This is a genomic window from Pseudoalteromonas sp. BSi20495, assembly GCF_000241185.1.
Taxonomy (GTDB): domain Bacteria; phylum Pseudomonadota; class Gammaproteobacteria; order Enterobacterales; family Alteromonadaceae; genus Pseudoalteromonas; species Pseudoalteromonas fuliginea.
The window spans coordinates 16,634-36,295 of sequence record NZ_BADY01000069.1 but is presented as its reverse complement, the minus strand read 5'-3'; the positions used below and the strand labels follow the sequence as shown (position 1 = coordinate 36,295).

15 protein-coding genes and 1 pseudogene are annotated in these 19,662 nt (G+C 39.2%); 10 read left to right on the top strand and 6 right to left on the bottom strand.

Annotated features, from left to right (window positions below):
* Positions 1-45 precede the first annotated feature (45 nt).
* From P20495_RS10935 to P20495_RS10945, 3 genes are all read left to right on the top strand, one after another.
* Entirely contained in the window at positions 46-255 is a 210-nt protein-coding gene (locus P20495_RS10935; RefSeq protein WP_006792548.1) for a cold-shock protein, read from the top strand.
* 185 nt (positions 256-440) lie between these two features.
* On the top strand, positions 441-650 hold the full coding sequence (locus P20495_RS10940; RefSeq protein ID WP_007377377.1) for a cold-shock protein: 210 nt from the start codon (positions 441-443) through the stop codon (positions 648-650).
* 232 nt (positions 651-882) lie between these two features.
* Positions 883-1,131 (top strand): DUF3297 family protein, encoded by a 249-nt coding sequence (locus P20495_RS10945; RefSeq protein ID WP_007377376.1) that lies wholly within the window; start codon positions 883-885, stop codon positions 1,129-1,131.
* Between the two features lie 390 nt (positions 1,132-1,521).
* On the opposite strand, the gene P20495_RS10950 is transcribed toward P20495_RS10945, so the two are convergent.
* On the bottom strand, positions 1,522-1,920 hold the full coding sequence (locus tag P20495_RS10950; protein ID WP_007377375.1) for a MerC domain-containing protein: 399 nt from the start codon (positions 1,918-1,920) through the stop codon (positions 1,522-1,524).
* A 140-nt stretch (positions 1,921-2,060) separates the two neighbouring features.
* Here P20495_RS10950 and P20495_RS10955 point away from each other — a divergent pair, with 140 nt between their 5' ends.
* The 4 genes from P20495_RS10955 to P20495_RS21970 all read left to right on the top strand — a co-directional run bounded on the left by P20495_RS10955 (position 2,061) and on the right by P20495_RS21970 (position 9,502).
* Positions 2,061-4,460 carry a TonB-dependent receptor gene (locus tag P20495_RS10955; RefSeq protein ID WP_008136046.1) on the top strand — a complete coding sequence of 800 codons (2,400 nt, stop codon included), beginning with the start codon at positions 2,061-2,063 and terminating at the stop codon, positions 4,458-4,460.
* A gap of 28 nt (positions 4,461-4,488) precedes the next feature.
* Positions 4,489-5,907 carry a hypothetical protein gene (locus P20495_RS10960; RefSeq protein WP_008136045.1) on the top strand — a complete coding sequence of 473 codons (1,419 nt, stop codon included), beginning with the start codon at positions 4,489-4,491 and terminating at the stop codon, positions 5,905-5,907.
* A gap of 219 nt (positions 5,908-6,126) precedes the next feature.
* Positions 6,127-7,287 (top strand): ATP-binding protein, encoded by a 1,161-nt coding sequence (locus tag P20495_RS10965; protein WP_008136043.1) that lies wholly within the window; start codon positions 6,127-6,129, stop codon positions 7,285-7,287.
* Positions 7,274-9,502: an NACHT domain-containing protein gene (locus P20495_RS21970; RefSeq protein WP_008136041.1), complete on the top strand. Its 2,229-nt coding sequence runs from the start codon at positions 7,274-7,276 to the stop codon at positions 9,500-9,502. The genes P20495_RS10965 and P20495_RS21970 overlap by 14 nt, the downstream gene beginning before the upstream one ends.
* Before the next feature lie 82 nt (positions 9,503-9,584).
* On the opposite strand, the pseudogene P20495_RS10975 reads toward P20495_RS21970, so the two are convergent.
* Positions 9,585-10,885 (bottom strand): annotated as a pseudogene (locus P20495_RS10975) (DEAD/DEAH box helicase).
* A 233-nt stretch (positions 10,886-11,118) separates the two neighbouring features.
* Entirely contained in the window at positions 11,119-12,207 is a 1,089-nt protein-coding gene (locus P20495_RS10980) for a hypothetical protein (RefSeq protein ID WP_138950657.1), read from the bottom strand.
* Positions 12,208-12,563: 356 nt separating this feature from the next.
* Here P20495_RS10980 and P20495_RS10985 point away from each other — a divergent pair, with 356 nt between their 5' ends.
* Positions 12,564-13,019, top strand: coding sequence for an excisionase family DNA-binding protein (locus P20495_RS10985; protein WP_008136032.1), 456 nt, complete (start codon positions 12,564-12,566; stop codon positions 13,017-13,019).
* A gap of 613 nt (positions 13,020-13,632) precedes the next feature.
* Here P20495_RS10985 and glmS read toward each other — a convergent pair.
* Both glmS and P20495_RS10995 read right to left on the bottom strand, forming a co-directional pair.
* The gene (gene glmS, locus P20495_RS10990) at positions 13,633-15,453 is read right to left on the bottom strand and encodes a glutamine--fructose-6-phosphate transaminase (isomerizing) (protein ID WP_008136029.1); all 1,821 of its coding nucleotides are present in this window, start codon (positions 15,451-15,453) and stop codon (positions 13,633-13,635) included.
* Positions 15,454-15,493: 40 nt separating this feature from the next.
* The gene (locus P20495_RS10995) at positions 15,494-16,258 is read right to left on the bottom strand and encodes a DeoR/GlpR family DNA-binding transcription regulator (RefSeq protein WP_008136027.1); all 765 of its coding nucleotides are present in this window, start codon (positions 16,256-16,258) and stop codon (positions 15,494-15,496) included.
* A 138-nt stretch (positions 16,259-16,396) separates the two neighbouring features.
* Here P20495_RS10995 and P20495_RS11000 point away from each other — a divergent pair, with 138 nt between their 5' ends.
* Positions 16,397-16,924 (top strand): sugar O-acetyltransferase, encoded by a 528-nt coding sequence (locus P20495_RS11000; RefSeq protein ID WP_008136025.1) that lies wholly within the window; start codon positions 16,397-16,399, stop codon positions 16,922-16,924.
* Between the two features lie 78 nt (positions 16,925-17,002).
* A complete protein-coding gene (locus P20495_RS11005; RefSeq protein WP_008136024.1) occupies positions 17,003-18,628 on the top strand; it encodes a tetratricopeptide repeat protein in 1,626 nt (541 codons plus the stop codon).
* A gap of 253 nt (positions 18,629-18,881) precedes the next feature.
* On the opposite strand, the gene P20495_RS11010 is transcribed toward P20495_RS11005, so the two are convergent.
* Positions 18,882-19,346: a hypothetical protein gene (locus tag P20495_RS11010; protein ID WP_007377366.1), complete on the bottom strand. Its 465-nt coding sequence runs from the start codon at positions 19,344-19,346 to the stop codon at positions 18,882-18,884.
* Positions 19,347-19,662 lie beyond the last annotated feature (316 nt).

Sequence of the window (19,662 nt, the reverse complement as noted above, 5' to 3'; positions counted from 1 at the left end):
TGCCTTAATTTAAGGCGCACTTTTATTAATTCTTAGGATACTATTATGTCTAATACTACAACTGGTACAGTTAAATTTTTCAATGAAGCAAAAGGTTTTGGTTTCATCGAGCAAGAATCTGGTCCTGACGTTTTCGCTCATTTCAGCGCAATCTCTGGTGACGGTTTCAAAACTTTAGCTGAAGGCCAACGTGTACAGTTTACTGTTACTCAAGGTCAAAAAGGCCCACAAGCTGAAAACATCGTTAGCATCTAATTGCTTTCGTTAAATGGGTTAGCAATAACCCATTTTGAATACTAGTTTGAAAGAAGTTCTGTTTTATTTGTTAGTACCGAGTTGTTTTAGTAATAATCCTACACGATATCCTCAAGTTAACTATTTTTTCCGGCTCAATTGCCTCTTTTCAGGCACACTTATATTAATTTTTTAGGATACATATTATGTCTAATACAACTACTGGTTCAGTAAAATGGTTTAACGAAGCAAAAGGTTTTGGTTTTATCGAGCAAGAATCTGGCGCAGACGTTTTTGCACATTTTAGCGCAATCTCTGGCGACGGTTTTAAAACTTTAGCTGAAGGCCAACGTGTACAGTTTACTGTTACACAAGGTCAAAAAGGCCCACAAGCCGAAAACATTGTTTGCATCTAATTGCTAAACAATTTAGTGGGTTAGAGATAACCCATTAATATTTTTACCTTTATCATTTTTTAGTCAAATATCTTCAAAATCCTCCTCTGTAAATATTTTCCAAGCTCAATCTCATTTGTATACACAACTCATTAATTAGTACATTTTTAAACACATTTACGACTATCTCTCTTGAGCGAAAGCTTTGTATTGCCTACAATAGCGCATACTTCATTCAATATAGAATATGACCATGAACGACACTACCGCAAAACCTGCTTTACCAGATCGCCTTTCTATTAATCCACGCAGCCCACATCATGTGGAAGACGTTTTTGAACACGATATTGGTATCACGTTCAACGGCAAAGAGCGTTTTGATGTTGAAGAATACTGCATCAGCGAAGGTTGGATAAAATTTGCTTCTCCAAAAGGGCTTGATCGTCGCGGGCAACCACTTTTACTTACAAGAAAAGGCACTGTTGAAGCCTTTTACAAGTAAGCTAATAATGCTTACTAAAAAAGCGACACCTTATTAGGTAGTCGCTTTTTTTGTGTGTTTTTATAGTGTTTTTAAATTTAATACCAATCTGCTTAATTAAGTGAGCTATTTTTAGTTAAGAAAATCGTGTCGATTACAAAGCAAAAATTTCGTTATTTAGTTGTTATCACTAATTGCTCCTGCATTGCTCTATCTCCTGCATCCATGCAGTCGTATATCAGAAACTTTTAACACAGTTAGCATCAGGTTTAAGCCCTCAAATTAATCAAGTATTATTGCTGATTGGTATAAAACTCGCCTTTTAAAGCTGAGTCTTTAATATAAATCAATATTCATTTAGTCGATGAGAGCTATACCACCATAATATAGGCATTAAACTATTTGATAAGATTAATTACCTGAGCACGGACAATCCTCATCTTCTTTTTTAAGACACTGGCGGTAGTTAAACCAATGTGCTACAGCTATAAAAGCTGAGCCAGTTAAAGTTAGCACCTTTTCTGCACCTTCATGCCCTATAAAAATAGCAAGTAACATTAAGCACAACCCCACAATCCCAAAAGCCATATAACTAAACTGTTTATGTTTTTTACAGCCTAAGCTTAACGCAAGTAAACTTGTGGGTAGCACAGCCATTAATATCCATATATGAAACTGTTCGTTATCTAGTTGTAGTGCTGCCAAACTAGGTAGAAGTACTAAAATAATTGGCGTTGCAAAACAATGCACTGTACACATTAACGAAAGCCCTATTGCTAGACGATCCATTACACTTTGACTCGATTTCATTTTTTCCTCTACTAATCAATGTCTAAAAATAAATATTTACTTTTGCATGAGCATTTAAATAACAATCGTTAATTACACTTGCTACATTATAACATTTGAAGCACAATTGATACAATATAACATACCAAGAGTAAGGTAGAATGAAAAAAAGGTCACAGTTAGCTCTTTTAATAGCCGCTTTATTGCCCGCGAGCGTGCTTGCAAAAACCATTCAAGGCACAGTGGTAAATACACAAGGCAGTACTATAAGTAATGCTGTAATAGAACTTGAAGGCTCAGACATAAAAGTCACCACCGATAAAAACGGTCACTTTGTAATAGCCAAACTAAACAATGGACTCAAAGAGCTTCACATCGTTGCGCCAGGTTATGCGCATTTACATCGTGATATTACTATAGACACAGATGAAACACGCTCTGTATCGTTTACGCTTCAGCGCTCACCTATTGAAGTAATAGACATTGAGGCAACACCAATTCATATGTCGGCTATGGAGTCAGCCTCACCAGTCAGCGTTTTATCAGGCGAACAATTAAGGCGCGATCAAGCCGCTACACTAGGTGACACCCTTGAAAAACTCCCCGGTGTAAATACCAATTTTCATGGCAAGGTGGCCAGCACACCAATTATTCGTGGTTTAAGTGGCCCTCGTGTACTCATAACTCAAAATGGTCTTGATGTAAGTGATGTTTCGCGCGTTGGCCCCGATCACTCGGTAGCATCAGAAGCGTCTACCGCACAACAAATTGAAGTATTACGGGGCCCTGCAACTCTATTTTATGGTAGCGGCGCTATTGGCGGCGTTGTAAATATAGTTGACAACCGCGTACCAACCGACAGCACAACACGCGGCGAATGGAACGTAGAGCACAACTCAGTAGATAACCAAAAAGTAGCCTCGTTTAATGCCACTACAGGTACAGACTCTTTTGCTTTTTATGCCGATGCGTTTTGGCGTGAAGCCGATGACTATGAAATACCTGTCGCAGCCCAGTTAAACCATAATAACGAAGAACGTACTGGCGACTACACCGTTGAAAACAGTAATGAAAAATCTGATGGTTTTACGCTCGGCACAAGTTACTTACTTGAGCGAGGCTTTATTGGAATAGCGGTTGAGCAATTTAATCGCCAATACGGTATTCCTGGTCATTCTCATGGTGATGAAAGTGAGCATAGTGACGAGGAAAGCGTATTTGCCGATTTAGAGCAAACCAAAGTGCAATTACTAGGTGAATACAATTTAAATAATAAGTGGCTAAACAAAGTAAATCTGCGCGCTGGCCATACCGACTACGAACACGCTGAAATTGAGGGTGGCGCTGTTGGCACCACCTTTAAAAACGAAACAAACGAATTACGCATAGACCTACTACATAACCAATTTAGCGAGTGGAATGGCGGCTTTAGTTTTCACTATAAAAATAGTGATGTAGAGGCGCAAGGTGAAGAAGCTTTTACACCGCCATCAGAGACCGAAAGCTTTGCTGTAGCGTTAATGGAAGAAAGGCACTTTGGCGACTTTTTAGTGCAGTTAGGTGGCCGAATAGAGCGCGTAGAACTTAACGTAAGCAATGTATTACTGCCAAGTATTGATGCTCATGCACATAATGAAAGTGATGAACATGACGATCATAATCACGAAGAAGAAACCAATTTTACTCGCGTATTTGATGCAGAGCATGAATTTACGCCAGTCAGTTTATCGGCCGGTGTAGTATGGGACTTTACACCTAACTATAACTTAGGGCTTTCGGTATCGCGCTCAGAGCGCGCACCTTCTGCGTCTGAATTATTGTCGTTTGGGCCACATATTGGCACCGCAACTTATGAAGTTGGCGCCTTATTTGATTTAGATGAAGATGGCCATTTAGGTTTGTCTGAGCAAACAATAGACCTAGAAACTGCCAATAATATTGATTTAACCTTTCGTAAAACCCAAGGTGATATTGGCTTTATATTTAACGCTTTTTATAACCAAGTAGACAACTATTACTACCAAATAAATACCGGCTTATACGCCGAAAGTGGCCACAACCATGATGAAGATGAGCACAATCATGGCGACGAGGACGAGCACTCAGAAGAGCTACCCGTTTATTTATTTAAAACAGATGATGTAATTTTACACGGTTTTGAAGCGCAAATTGCGTGGCAATTAACAGATGAGTTCAAGTTAGATTTATTCTCAGATTATGTACGTGCACGCCTTAAAGACGGCGGCGACCTGCCGCGTACACCTCCACTGCGTTTCGGTACTGAATTTAGCTACCAAACCGAAAAATTCAGTGCGCATATTCATGTAACTCGCTACCAAGATCAAGATCGCACGGCTCCTGAAGAAACCGCGACAGACGGTTACACCCTAATTGACGCCAGTGTGAGTTACGACCTATCGATACTTAATCAAGACCTATCTCTGTATTTAAAAGGTACAAACCTAACAGATACAGAAGCACGCGTGCATAGCTCATTTTTAAAAGAGATAGCGCCACGCCCAGGACGAAGTTTCGCACTTGGTATTCGTGGTTACTTCTAAAAAGAATTTTAAATAAAGGGAAACTAATATGACCAAATTATTCAAACTAAAATTGATAGCACTTGCAGTAAGCAGCACATTAATTACCGCCTGTGGTGATGCAGAAACCAACATTGTGGAAAAAGATCCTATTGTTGTAGAAGACGAGCACGATCATGATGATGATCACGACCATGACGACGGCTATACCATACACTCACTTGGCAGACTTGTCGTTCTGGCAGGTGACAGTAACGAAGCTAGCTTTTTTGATTTAGACAACAGCGAATTACTTGATACATTTACACTAAACAATGACTCAAACACGTTATCTGCATCACCAGGCTTTCGTTATGCTGTTATTGCTAATCGTACTCAAGATTACCTAGGGTTTATAGACGGCGGTATGTGGCGCGAAGATCACGCAGAGCACTTGCATGATTATGAGCAAGGCCCTGCGTTTAGCAGCTACGAGCTAACAAGTGGTAGTCGCCCTACACACTTAATAACTCACGACGGGCAATTAGCAATATTTTACGATGGCGATGCAGAAACCGGTACGCCTGCCTCAGTAGAAGTGCTAACCGATAACGATATTACCAATGCAACAGCCACACTTACTGGCATTAACTACGATATTAACATGCATGGTGTAGCTGAGCCTCGCGGTGAGCATTTACTCTCAACCATTCGTCGAGACGATGCAAGTAGCACATCTAATGCCAAAGTACTTCCCGATCAAGTGGGTGTATATCATCTTCACGATGGTAATTACGAACTAGAGCAAACGTTAGAAGTAACCTGCCCCGATTTACACGGCGCAGCACAAAATCACGATTATGTTGTATTTGGTTGTGGCGATGGTGTATTGATTGCCCACCAGCAAGGTGATGAGTACGAAGCTGAAAAAATAGCAAACATTGTAGTTGTAGGCGATCTTCGTATTGGTAGTATTTATGGCCACGAAGATAGCGAGAGCTTTATTGGCATAGCATCTGGCCATGGCGGAGGCGGAGGCGGAGGCGGAGGCGGAGGCGAGGCTGTCATTGTAACTATTAAACCAGCAACCGCAGAAATGGAAGAAGTAGAATGGCAACTTGCGGATGGCGCAAGTGCGGTATCATATTCGTTTTCAGCCAATGGCGAGCACTTTTTAGTACTAGACAGTTTAGGCTTTTTAAACGTACTTAAGGCACATGCGCACGACGGTCACACGCACTGGGAACTTGCAGGTCAAGTTGATATCACTGAACAAGACGTAACAACCATGCCTGAAGGCATGAAGTTTAGTATGACAGTGGCGCAAAATAGTCAGTTTGCTTACGTTGCAGACCCAATTGCTCAACACGTTGTACAGGTGCACTTAGAAGACCTAGAAGTGGAAGGTGAACTAGAACTAGCCTTCCCACCTGCTGCTATCACTTGGTTAGGTATAGCACAAGAAGAAGAGCACGCTCACGAACATTAAGTTTATCGTGTATTGACCAATTAAAGTTTTGGGCTAAAGCCACAAAATGACAAAACCCGTAATTAGATTTCTAATCACGGGTTTTTTATATCTACTCAAATATACGTTTAAAAACGATTCCTCTAATTTAAAAAATAACAAATTATAATTTGCCATAACGTTTGACAAAAAATAATTTGCCAACTAATCTAACAAAATATAATTTGTCAGGAGGTGCGTATGAAAAACATTGTTGGTCAGGCTGCGAGAAGTGCGAACTTTTGGGATAGACCCTATGAACTAGAGGACATATGGGAAGCAATAGACAACGGTAGCCATATTCTCCTTTGCGCCCCTCGCCGTGTAGGTAAAACATCAATAATGTATAAAATAGTTGATGAACCTAAAGCAAATTATATCCCCATTTATATTGATACAGAGTCTGCTGATTCCGAGGCAGAATTTTGGTCAAAAGTTTTTAATGCACTAATGGAAGAAGACTTCATTGCCAGCCTGAAAACAAAAACTAAAAACTTCTGGGATAAAATTAAAAGCATAAAAATAGCTTCAATAACGATGGACGGCGTTGAGTTTGGTGATGGCAAAATGCTAGATCACAAGCAGGCTTTTCACAGATTAATTAAAGATTTAGATCATGATAAAAAGCTCATTATTATGATTGATGAGTTTGCTCAAACCATTGAAAACATAATAAAGTACGAAGAACCTAAAAACGCAATAAGCCTACTCAAAGCCCATAGAGAGTTAAGGCAAGATCAAAAGTTTTCACAAAAAGTGACTTTTATCTACGCAGGTTCAATAGGTCTAGAAAGCGTAGTATCCAAAATTGACGCTATTAAACACATCAACGATTTAAACAATATAAAAGTCCCGCCTTTAACTCCCCCCGAAGCAGAGAAGTTTACAATAGCACTGTTTCAAAGTGCAGAGATTAAAATCAATCAAACAGATATTGATTATTTACTTACAACCATACACTGGCTGATCCCGTTTTATATCCAACTCATTACGCAAGAAATTAAAAAAATATACCGCAGAGAGCAAAAACTTGACCAAACTGTTATTGATCAAGCAATTCATAATGCACTAGATAATCGCAATCACTTTGAGAGCTGGCAAAGTAAACTAAAAACCGCATTAGGTAAAAATGAGTATTTATTTAGTAAAGAAGTACTGAACGCTATCTCGAACCAAAAAGAGACTAACTTGCTCGATATCATGAATATTGCCAGTAAACATAACTTAGACGGCAATGAAGCAAAAGATTGCCTGCACTCATTAATATACGATGGCTACATTAACAACAACGACAACAATAAAACCTATCAATTTAACTCTCCGATCTTAAGAATGTGGTGGAACAAAAATGTCGCAAACTAATTACTCACGCTATAAATACACGCCTGATGAAATTGATGAAACAGAATTTTTAGCTAAGTTTGTTGTGCGAAATCATGATTTTGACGACATTTTTGATGACATTAAAAACAGTGATTACACAGTTCCTAGCCAACACTTTATAATTGTCGGCCAGCGAGGTCAGGGTAAAACAACCCTATTAAGAAAAATAAAACTCGCAGCTCAAGCTGAGCCAACGCTAGCTGATCTTTTAATCCCTATAAAATTCTCAGAAGAACAATATCAAATTCGTTCGCTCAGTCGCTTATGGGAAGAAATTGCTGATTACTTACAATGCACAGCTGAAGATGACTTTGCTACCATACATGATGATATGGAAAGCCATTTTGACGATGCCGATTACGAACTAAAAAGCTTTTCATACTTAGAAAAAGCAGTAAAAGCGAAAAATAAAAAACTATTACTGTTGATAGACAACATTGACGAGCTACTAGGCAAACTAAAAGAAAAAGAGCAACGCAGACTCAGAGAAATTCTCCTCACATCGCCAACTCTCAAAATCGTTGGTGGCTCAACCAAAATGCTAGAGCAGCATTTTGACTACGGAAAACCGTTTTACGAATTTTTCAAGATTATTAAACTTATCGGTTTAAACAAACAGGAATGTTTTGATTTTCTTGCCAGCATGGGCGATGAGCAACAAAAGAAAAAAATAGCCGATATCATTAAAAACACCCCCGAGCGCATAGAAACTTTACGCCGCTTAACCGGTGGTGTACCAAGAACAATGGTGATGCTATTTGATATTTTTGTAGATGATGGCGGTAATGCATTTGATGACTTATTAAAAATACTCGATGATGCTACCCCTTTGTATAAACACCGCATGGACGACCTACCTGAAACGTTACAAGATATAACGCACACCATAGCAATGAACTGGGACGGCATCGGCACTAAAGAAATTGCCAAAAAAACCCGCCTAGAGAGTAAAACCGTATCCGCCCAGCTTAAGCAATTAGAAACTAAATACGGCATCGTAGAATCTATTTCCATTGGTAAAAATAAGATTTATAAAATTGAAGAGCGATTTTTTAATATTTGGTATTTAATGCGTTTTGGCCGTAAAAAAGATCGCCAAAAAGTCGAGTGGTTAGTTAACTTTTTAACCTCGTGGTGCAGCCCAGAAGATCTTGAACGTAGAGCCAAAGGTTTTATGAGCGCTATTCGTAATGGTAAAATACAAGAGTCTTACGTTTATCACATGTGTGAAGCGCTAAGCTATGCTGGTTTAGATATAAACACCGAACATGAAATGAAAGAAAGCACGAAAGCCTATTTAACTTCAAATAACTCTACTCTCGTTAATGACATTTCAGCGTCAGATAGAGAAATTATTATCGAGGCATGGCAACTCACTGATGAAAATAAAATTGATGAGGCGATTAAATTACTCAAAAGTTCACAAAAAAATAGTGCTAACGTTTTAGGGGTTATTGGTTACCTATATCATGAAAAGAAATTGTACCTTGAAGCTGAAGAGTATTACTTAAAGGCGATAGAAAAGGGAAACTCTTATACACTTGTTAACCTAGGCTTTTTACATCAAGATCAACAACAATTTAATAAAGCGGAAAAACGTTACCTTCAAGCACTTGAACTAAAAGAAAAAAGTGCTCTTTTACATTTAGGCTTTTTATACCAAGAACAACAACTACTTGATAAAGCAAAAGATTACTTTACAAAAGCAATTAATGCTGATGTAGAAGGTGCAGGGATGCAATTAGCCTCGCTTTATTTTCAGCTAGGTAATGAATACGGAAAAGCACTTGAACTGACTAAAACAGCCTATGAAGAGCAGCCAAGTGAGTACATAACCCCCCTTTATTCAGTAGTTTTATTATGGGCTGAAAAGCTACCGCAAAGTTATGATTTATTTATGCAATGTCTTGATAGTAATGATAGAACCTATGACATAAAGTTTCACGATAACACTATTGCTCTTTACTTTACTTTGCTTATGGCCAAAAAACAGTTTTATAAAACAAAAGAGCTACTCGAATTAAACGGTTATGCCTTAAAAGACAAATTTAAAGCAATTTGGTATGCCTTAATGACGTTGATGCAGGATGACTTCCCTCATGAGCTCACTAAAATGGGCAGTGAATTACAAGAAAGTGTTGATGAAGTTTTACAACAAGTGGCTGAGTTTGAGAAAAAATACGCTATTAGTTAAACATTGCTCTAATTATACAAGCTCAATAAAAAAGACGCAGTTGCGTCTTTTTTCGTTTTTTATATCGCTATTAAAAGTAGCTTTACTTACGGCGCCAGCCACTCCATACATCATCTATATCATCGGTTTTATTTTTTTCTTTTTCTTACCAGTGCCTTCTGGCTTTGCCATTGGTTTGTCGTTTTTAAGCGCCTGAGCGGCATCAAGGTTTGCTTGGTTTACAGCAAAGCCTGTAACCTCTTCGCGCTCTAAACGTAGTTTGTTTTTCTTCTCGATGATTCTAAAGTGATGAAAGTCTTCGTAATCAATTAGTGATAACGCTAAACCTACTTCACCGGCACGGCCACTTCGGCCAATGCGGTGCATGTAATCAGCAGGGCTGCGCGGTAAGTTAAAGTTAATCACCACTGGTAGCTTTTCAATATCCAAACCACGGGCGGCAATATCGGTTGCAATAAGCACTTCAATCTCACCCGCTTTAAACTTTTCGATTACCCGAGTACGCTCACTTTGGCCTTTATCACCGTGGAATACTTGCGCGTTCACACCGCGTTTTTCAAGTTTGCTGGCTAAGTGCTCACAATCTTTTTTAGCGTTCACAAAAATCATCGCTTGGCGCCATTTATAGGTTTTAATTAAATGCGCTAAAACCGTGGTTTTTTCACCTTTGTTAACACTAAACACACGCTGTACAAGTGTGCTCTCTTCTTTGTTTTGTACTTGTATTTCAACTGGATTATTTAGCAGCTCTTGCGTTAATTGCGTTACTTGCTCAGGAAAGGTCGCTGAAAACAACATAGTTTGCTTTTTAGCAGGCATTAACGCTAGAAGCTCAGCAAGTTCTTCGGTAAAGCCAAGGCTTAGCATACGGTCAGCTTCATCAAGTACAAGGGTATTTAATTTATCGAGCTTAATCGCATTGCTTGAGATTAAATCGAGCAAGCGCCCTGGTGTTGCCACGATAATATCAGCGCCACCACGAAGTGCCTGCATTTGGGTGTTAACCGACACACCACCAAACACCGCCACCGTTTTAATCGCGCCATTAAAGTTAGCTGAGTACGATTTAACACTATCAGCCACCTGCGTTGCCAACTCGCGTGTTGGCACTAAAATCAGCCCTGATACAAAGTTACCTTTGCTCGGCGCTTTATTAACGCCTTGCGCTAAAAACAGCGTTTGTAGCATAGGCAATGCAAAGGTTGCTGTTTTACCTGAGCCGGTATTCGCCCCTGCAATTAAGTCACTTCCCGCCAAAATACTTGGAATTGCTTTTGCCTGAATCGGCGTCGGTTGTGTGTATTCAAGATCAGACAATCGAGCAATTAGCTCTGGAATTAGGCCAAGTTCATTGAAATTACTAGGATTTGCGGCTGAGGTCATAAAAGGTGCGGGCTCATTACTAAAAATAGCCTGCAATTTTAGCGTATTTATTGCCCGTTAAGTAGGGATTAGTGATTTAAATCACTTTATAGGTAACAACTGCGCGATTCGAGCGACAAGTTACGGGCAGGGTTGTTATGTTTGTAGGCGCGAGTTTGCCGCGCCTCTCTATGATGTTTGAAGTTGTAATATGTGAAGTAATTATTTTCTGGAATAATAATGATGCACAATAATTAAAGTAATTGAGCTGATTTAAATCTACTCTTTAGCGCTGAACGGTTTGAATAACGTGCCAGCAATTCATTTGTTTTCACTTTAAATTCAGCGCTTTGATGCTGCATTTGAGCTAACTCAGATAAATCAATTAAGATCATAATCGCTTGGTCATAGGGCTTGGCTTGCTTTTGCTCTATCAACTCCAGCACCGTTTGCCAAAGCTGCGTTTGTTTAGGTATAAGAGAAGTAAGGTATGCCAAGCGCTCTTGCTGCTTAGCTTCAGATATCGCTGCTAAGCGTTGCGATTTTATTTGCTCCGCTTGCTTTAATAAGGAACTCACGGTTACTGGATCAGAAGATGCTACTTCATCGGTATTGAGCGTCAATCGTTGGGTGAGTTTTTCCACTAACAATGGTTCTGCATCTAACAATCGTTGCAACCAGTTGGTGCACTCTTGTGCTGATAAACTACCCAAGGCCATTAACTTAGACGCATCTGAAAGCTCAGGGCTATATTTAGCAACAGCAGTGATCAAATCTCTCTCTAATTCAAATAAGCCAGCCAATGCTTGCAACGATGGCTCAAGAGAGTTAAAACCAGCAGGTATCATCATGCTAGCGACTGCAACATCACTTTCATTTTGCCACTGCACGGCTTTTAGCCATGCCAAATACAACGGGCGATAATCACCATTTAGCAACATAGCGCGGATGCCTGCAATTTCAGCCAGCTCACCCTGATCTTCAATCCAACGACCACCTTCTTCATCATCAAAACTAATATCAAGTACAATTGAATCTGGCTCTTCGTACACACTAATTAAGTCAGTAATACAAAATACGCGTAATTTATCTACATCCACTAACCCTGTTGGTAACCGAATTAATAGCTGCACAGCTCCCCAATTGGCTTGATACAGCGCCAAATCAAAACCATACAACAACACCGTGTTTATATCTTCGGGAAAATCACTATAGTGATATTGATATTGCGCGCTATAAGCGGTGACTTGCGCCCGAGAAGATAAATCATGCATGTACTGTTTTTGTTGATGCGTCAAAGGGGCATCAATGGCTTGAAATTCATATAACTGGTATTCACTCATAGCAAAAATCACAAAAAATAATAATGCATCGAGGCTAGCGAAAAAGGCTTTTTAAGGCAAATTATATTGATCTCATATGCCTGAATAATCATTTATCTTGGCTGGTATTGGGGAGGTTGAAAATCCACCTAATTATTAACAAAACCTTGGCAAGCACCGTAATAATGATGTTTGAATACAAGCAAGTAAAGCCAAAGGAAAGACGTGATATTTGTATATTCACGTTGCGAACAGGTTAATGTTATTTGCTGGCCTCAATTTAAACTTTCGAATATTTCGAATGTTGACTTTATTGCGAATATTTCGGATACTTACCGCATTGTACAATTTGCACTCGTCAATGTAAGAGAGAAAAAATGAACACAGCTACAAAATTACCCAGTGCTGAAGAAATAGCACTCGCTAAGCTTGGTAGCCAAAAGCTATCAGCCGTAATGCAAGCCAATGGTGAGGCGCAAAGAATTAATGTGGTTGATCAACTAGGTAAATCTCACGGAGTAACAATTCCTGCAAGCGCATTAAATATGATGATCGAAGTACTTACTCAGCTAGGGCAAGGCAACTCCGTTAGCATCACCCCCATTCATGCAGAGCTAACAACGCAAGAAGGTGCTGATATGCTAAACATGTCACGCCCAACATTTATAAAACTCCTCGATTCACAAGAAATTCCATTTACTCGTACGGGGAATCGTAGAAAAGTCGCTTTTGCCGATCTTATGCAATATAAACAACGCCTAGAAGAGCAGCGTTTAGCATCACTTGCTGAATTATCAGCTTTAGATCAAGAAATGGATATGGGGTCCCTTTAATGACAAGAAATTGCGCTATAACTAGGCAAAAATTTTTATATCTAGTTGTTCTCGGCAATTGCTCCTGCATTGCTCTACCTCCTGCTTCCATGCAGTCGTACATGAAAAATGACTAACGCAGTTAGGCTTTATTTAGCCCCGCTAGAATGGTTAAATATTTAAGCCGATTGGTATAATAGTGGTTCTATTGTTAAAATCAGTCTTTAATAAAAGTAACGCCTTGATATTAAGCCCTGTGAAACGCTGAATTCTGCATCTAATCTAGAGGTGGTTGGGTGTATACTTTTTATAAAAAATTATACATAAGCTAGATTATGTGCATAGTTTTTCTGTTTATTTATACATTTCCTTTGCTGATTTTTCATCACTCACTGAAAATAAACAATTGATAAATCATTAATAAATAAAACCGTTCATGAGTGTGCGGCAACGATTTAATCTTGAAGCGTATAACGTGAAGCATGGAGATAAACATTCGCGGCTAAAGCTCGCTCCTACGCATACCTGAGAGTGCTCGCTAAAATCAATGCGACAAATCCATGTATTGAGGTCAATAAAAAAGGCGCATTGAGCGCCTTTTTAGCTTTAACAGGTAATTCTCAACCTATTGATTTTACTCAACAGTAACCGATTTAGCTAGGTTACGTGGTTGGTCTACGTCGGTGCCTTTTATTACCGCTACGTAGTACGAAAGTAACTGTAGTGGGATTGTATATACAACAGGGGCAATCACGTCATCTACATGGTTTACGTTGATAACGCGCATGGTGTCGTCTGACTCAAAGTGTGAATCTTTATCAGCAAATACATAGATGATGCCGCCGCGAGCGCGTACTTCTTCTACGTTTGATTTAAGCTTTTCAAGTAATTCGTTATTAGGTGCTACAACAATAATTGGCATGTCGGCATCAATAAGCGCGAGTGGCCCATGTTTAAGCTCGCCCGCTGCGTAGGCTTCTGCGTGAATGTACGAAATCTCTTTAAGCTTAAGCGCACCTTCCATTGCAATTGGGTATTGCGAGCCACGACCTAAAAATAATGAATGGTGCTTGTCGGCAAACTCTTCTGCAAGGTCTGCAATACCATCAGCAAGCAGTAGTGTTTCTTCAAGCTTAGCGGGTAGTACTTTAATTGCATTTACAATTGCGCTTTGATCAAGGCCTTTTTCTTGCGCGATAGACGCTGTAAGCATTAACAAACCAACTAATTGCGTAGTAAACGCTTTAGTCGATGCAACGCCAATTTCAGCGCCCGCTTTAGTCATAAAGGCAAGGTCTGATTCGCGTACAAGCGATGAACCCGGTACGTTACAAATGGTCATTGATGCCATGTAACCTTGCTCTTTAGCTAGGCGTAATGCAGCTAGCGTATCGGCTGTTTCACCCGATTGAGAAATAGTCACAAGTAAGCTATTTTCATGAACAAACGACTGACGGTATCTAAATTCAGAAGCTATTTCTACATTACAGCTAACACCCGCAAACTGCTCAAGCCAGTAACGTGCAACCATACCTGAATGGTAAGACGTACCACAGGCAATAATTTGCACATGTTTTACATCTTTAAATATTTGCTGAGCGCTTTCGCCAAACGCATCAATTGCTACGCGGTCGTCGTTTAAACGCCCTTCAAGCGTGTTACGTACTGCAAGTGGCTGCTCGTAAATTTCTTTTAGCATGTAGTGGCGGTAATCGCCTTTGCCTGATGCATCTTGCGTAATGTTTGATTCAATCACTTCACGCTCAACGGCGTTACCGTCTGCATCAAAAATTTCGACTGTGTCACGTGTAATACGCGCTACGTCGCCTTCTTCTAAAAAGATGAAGCTGCGAGTAACTGGTAATAGTGCTAACTGATCAGAGGCAATAAAGTTTTCACCAAGGCCTAAACCAATAACAAGCGGGCTACCTGAGCGCGCTACGATAATTTCGTTATCGTTGTCTTTATCAAATACAACGGTACCAAAAGCGCCTTCAAACTGTTTAACAGCTGCTTGAACAGAGGCTAACAATGTAGTGTGTTGTTGGCGTAATTGATGAATTAAATGCACCATAACTTCGGTATCGGTGTCTGATAAAAATTCATAGCCGTCACCTTTAAGCGCAGCACGTAAGCTTGCATGGTTTTCAATAATACCATTGTGGACAAGTGCAAGCTGGCTATTTGAAACATGTGGATGTGCATTGGCTTCTGTTACGCTACCGTGTGTTGCCCAGCGAGTGTGTGCAATACCTGTATGACCGCTAACGCCTGCTTTTTCTAGCGCTGCTTCTACGTTAACTACTTTACCTACTGCTTTAACAGTATTAAGTGTGTTGCCATCAAGCAATGCTACGCCTGCTGAATCGTAACCACGGTATTCAAGACGCTTAAGGCCTTCAACTAAAATTTTGTTTACTGGACGTTCTGCAACTGCCCCAACTATTCCACACATAGTGTCTCCATTAATTTTTTAAATACTTGCTACTAAGTAGCTATTGTATAATCTCTGCGCAAATTAGTTTTACACCACATGCCTCAATTGCTTTGCGTTTATCGTCAGCTAAGCCATTGTCGGTTATTAATGTGGTTACTATTTTCCACGGTAATTCTAAATTTGGTATTTTTCGGCCAATCTTGTCGGATTCAACCATTACGATTACTTCACGTGCCGCTTTTGCCATAACTTGGCTCAAACCCACCAGCTCATTAAAAGTGGTTGTGCCACGTTTTACATCTATGCCATCAGCACCAATAAATAGCTGATCGAAGTCGTAAGAGCATAATACATTTTCGGCAACTTGCCCCTGAAACGACTCAGAATGCGGGTCCCATGTTCCACCGGTCATCAAAAGTGTCGGCTCGTTTTCAAGTGATAGTAAACGACTCGCGACTTTAATGGCATTGGTCATAACAACTAACCCGCGTTTATTTGCAAGCTCAGGGATCATTGCGGCTGTAGTACGTCCGCTATCTATAATAATTCGGTTATGATCTTTTATGAGGGCGGCTGCAGCTTTAGCTATAGCCACTTTGCGCTTTGAATCTATTTCATCGCTAACAATCTCTTTAGGCAATGCAATAGCACCACCGTAACGGCGCAGCAATAAACCACTTTTTTCAAGCGCGGTTAAATCTTTTCGAATGGTTACTTCGGAGGTTTGAAACTGCTGTGCTAACTTTTCAACCACGACTTCACCTAGCTCATTAACCTGAACCAAGATATTGTGACGACGTTGTTGTGTGTTTCGTTTAGTCATAAATTAAGTTTCGTTTCGAAAGTTATTAGATTTTAAACGAAACAAGTTAAATGACAAGTGAATGAATGAAATTAAAGCAGCTTTAATCAAATAATAATAAAGGTAGAATGCCATAAGCTTTATTTTAAAAGAAACCACATGCAAGTATTTACTAGTTTAAACAAAGAATATTTAGCGCTGCGCAAACAAACTGGCGACACCTGCCGCCTATTTAATAAAAGTCCGAGCAAAGGCAACTTAAAACGTATTAGAGAGTTATTTTTGGAATGTGGTGAGGGCGTTATAATTGAAGCTGGTTTTCACTGCGATTACGGCAATCAGATCACTATTGGTGATCGTACTTTTATAAACATTAATTGCACTGTATTAGATGCACCAATTGATGAAGGTGCAATAACGATTGGCAGTGACTGCTTAATTGGCCCTAATGTTCAGCTATTAGCGGTATCTCATGCAGTTGAGCCCAAACAAAGACTACAGAAAGAAAACTTTGCAGCACCAATAACTATAGGTAATAACGTATGGATTGGCGCAGGAGCTATTGTTTTAGCAGGTATTACCATTGGCGATAATAGCGTGATAGGTGCCGGCTCGTTGGTAACCAAAAACGTAACCGCTAATACCGTGGTTGCAGGAAATCCAGCACAAAAAATACGCGACGTTTAATAGTCTCTGCAATCTTTATGACGTAAAGTTAATAGTGTGTTATTTTTAATTTAACAAAAATGCAACTCGTACTTAGTGATGTTTCTAAATATTGTTTTTATTATATTTTTACTTTTTTCTTATCCGGTATCGGCAAGTGTTTGTGAGCAGGATAAATCGGTTGATATAACGAGTGACATTTTAACCTGCAAGCAAAAAATCAGTAAACTCAAGCCACACTCAACAGCATCATTTGAGGCTAAATTAGAATTAGCTGTACTGTATAGGCAAGCAGGTGATTTAGCCTTAGCAAACTCCGAGCTTGAGCAACTACTTAGCCAAAGTTTAAGTATTTCACAGCAATATCATGTAACGCGACAACTCGGTATTAATGCATACAGACAAAGAGGTTATATTCAATCTCTTACTTATTTTCATAAAACACAAAAGCTTGCTACGCAGTTAAAAAACTTAAGTTATGAAGGTCAAACATCGAATGATCTTGCTAATGTATATCAAGCGCTTGGGGATTTAGACACCGCTTTAACTTTATTTTTAAACAGTTACGACATTGCTAAGCAATTAAACGACTTAAAACGCCAAGCCGTTACTTTAAATAATTTAGGTAATATATCGCGAGATATTAATCAATTAGATGATGCTATCGTGTCATTTCGACAAGCACATTTACTACATACACAACTTGGCAATCAAACAAAGGCAAACCATACGCTGATAAGCTTAGCTGAAGTGTTTTTTAAAAAGTTACAGTTTGATAAAGCTATAAATCTTATAAATTCAACGCTTACGCAGTTAAACAATAGCGGTGCACATACTCAAGCTTCACGCGCCTACTTACTACTCGCTGAAATCGCTTTAGCTCAAAATAAACTTAATGAGGCACATAAATGGCTAGCAACACAAAAACGTACCCGTAGCCTTATTCAAAATGACAAAGTCGACCAACGGGCGCTATTAATAGAGGCAAAGCTAAAACAACTAGAAGGTAATGACACTGAAGCGCAAGTGTTATTAAAACAAGGGTTAGCCGAAAACCACAATCAAAACAGCCAACTAACAGAGTTATTTTACATCGCACTCGCTCAGTCACAACAGCAATCAAAACAATACCGTGATGCGCTAAGTACGCTTGAAGATTACAATACAATGTTACGCCAAAATCGAACAGATACGGCCAATCTATACCAGCTACGCTTGAAGCAAGCCGATATTCTCCCAAATAAGCCGCAACATAACTATTTCACTCTTTATAATGTATTAGCGGTATTTAGTGCCTTTATGGCAGGAATGTTGCTCAGTTATAAATATTTAGCACAAATAAGCAAACCTCCAAATACAGTGAATAACGCCGCCCCCAACGAAGCTACCGACACAGAGCAAGACACTCGCCAATTAATTGTAGAAGTTATGACGCTATCGCTGAGTATTTGGGAACAAACAAGCTCAAAAACAAGAATTGAGCTTGCAGAAGAAAGTAAAATGTGGAAAGTAAACATTGATGATGGTCGGCTGCGGGTGCGTACATTAGAGCGTTATTTAGCGATTAAAACACTGCCTAAAAAACCTCGCTGGCGTAATATAATAAAAACCGCACATTATGTTATTAACCACTGCAATGAAGAGCATGATGATTTACATAAACTAAAACAACAAGTACAAAAGCTTGAAGTACTTGCTAAAGCCTCACCTCACTATTTAACCTGAACTCTGGTTAAGAGATTTACTAACATATTGAATCATGGTGATATTTAAATTTATTTTCTCTAGCCGGAGATTTTCAATGAAAACAAGGCGAATTTACGCGTCAATAGCGGGCCTATTGCAAGTAAATTCAACGCAGTTAGCGCTGAAAATAGCTGCTCGAGATAGATTTATTATCCAGAGTTCAGGTTACTTAACCTGAATCAGAATTAAAAAGCACAAGGTATCACTTATATCACCTCGTGCTACGGTTTAGCTATTTTGCTGTATCACAGGCATAACACGCTAATGTAACACCCATGTTGGCTTTAAATTTTTGATGATGTTCGTCCCCTTTAAATTCATAAGGGCCTTCAAAGCGAGTAAATATTTGCATATCTGGGTTTAATGTATTGTCAAAACGCATCATATTTGAGTGTAACGACTCACACATATTGTTTCCCATATCGTAAGCTAAACGCCAATCATCAAACTGACCACAATCTAACATCGGGCTTTCTCGACCTGATGCTGAAAGCCTTTTTTCCGTACACCCACTACTTGTATCACTTTTTAAAAATGAAAACGTTCCTGTCGATATTTTCATTGAAGCGAGCAATATTGTTTGCTTTTTAGGGCAGTTTTGCGCATTAGCTTGAAGTTCTTCTTGCAACATTTTTGCACTATGAGCATGTGCAAAGGTTGTTAGTAACAGACTTGATATTAAAATTGTATATTTCATTATATTTACCTCCATTTATTTACTTAATCCTATTGTTGAGACTGTATTTACATATCTATTAAATACAAAATCAACTCAAAAAGTGTGCATCAAAGAGAGGTAAATCACACTTAAAATCATGGGGCAATTGGGTAAAAACGGGTAAATTTATTTTTAAGCTTTTGTATTTAAAAATATATATATTTATTCAATTCAAAAAATAATGCCCAGCATGTTTACACCCCCTTACTTTTCTCACTTTTACCAAACTCGCCCCCTGCTGACCCTGCTAATTCCTTTCGTGATGAAAATAAACAAGCAATATAAAAGGGCACAT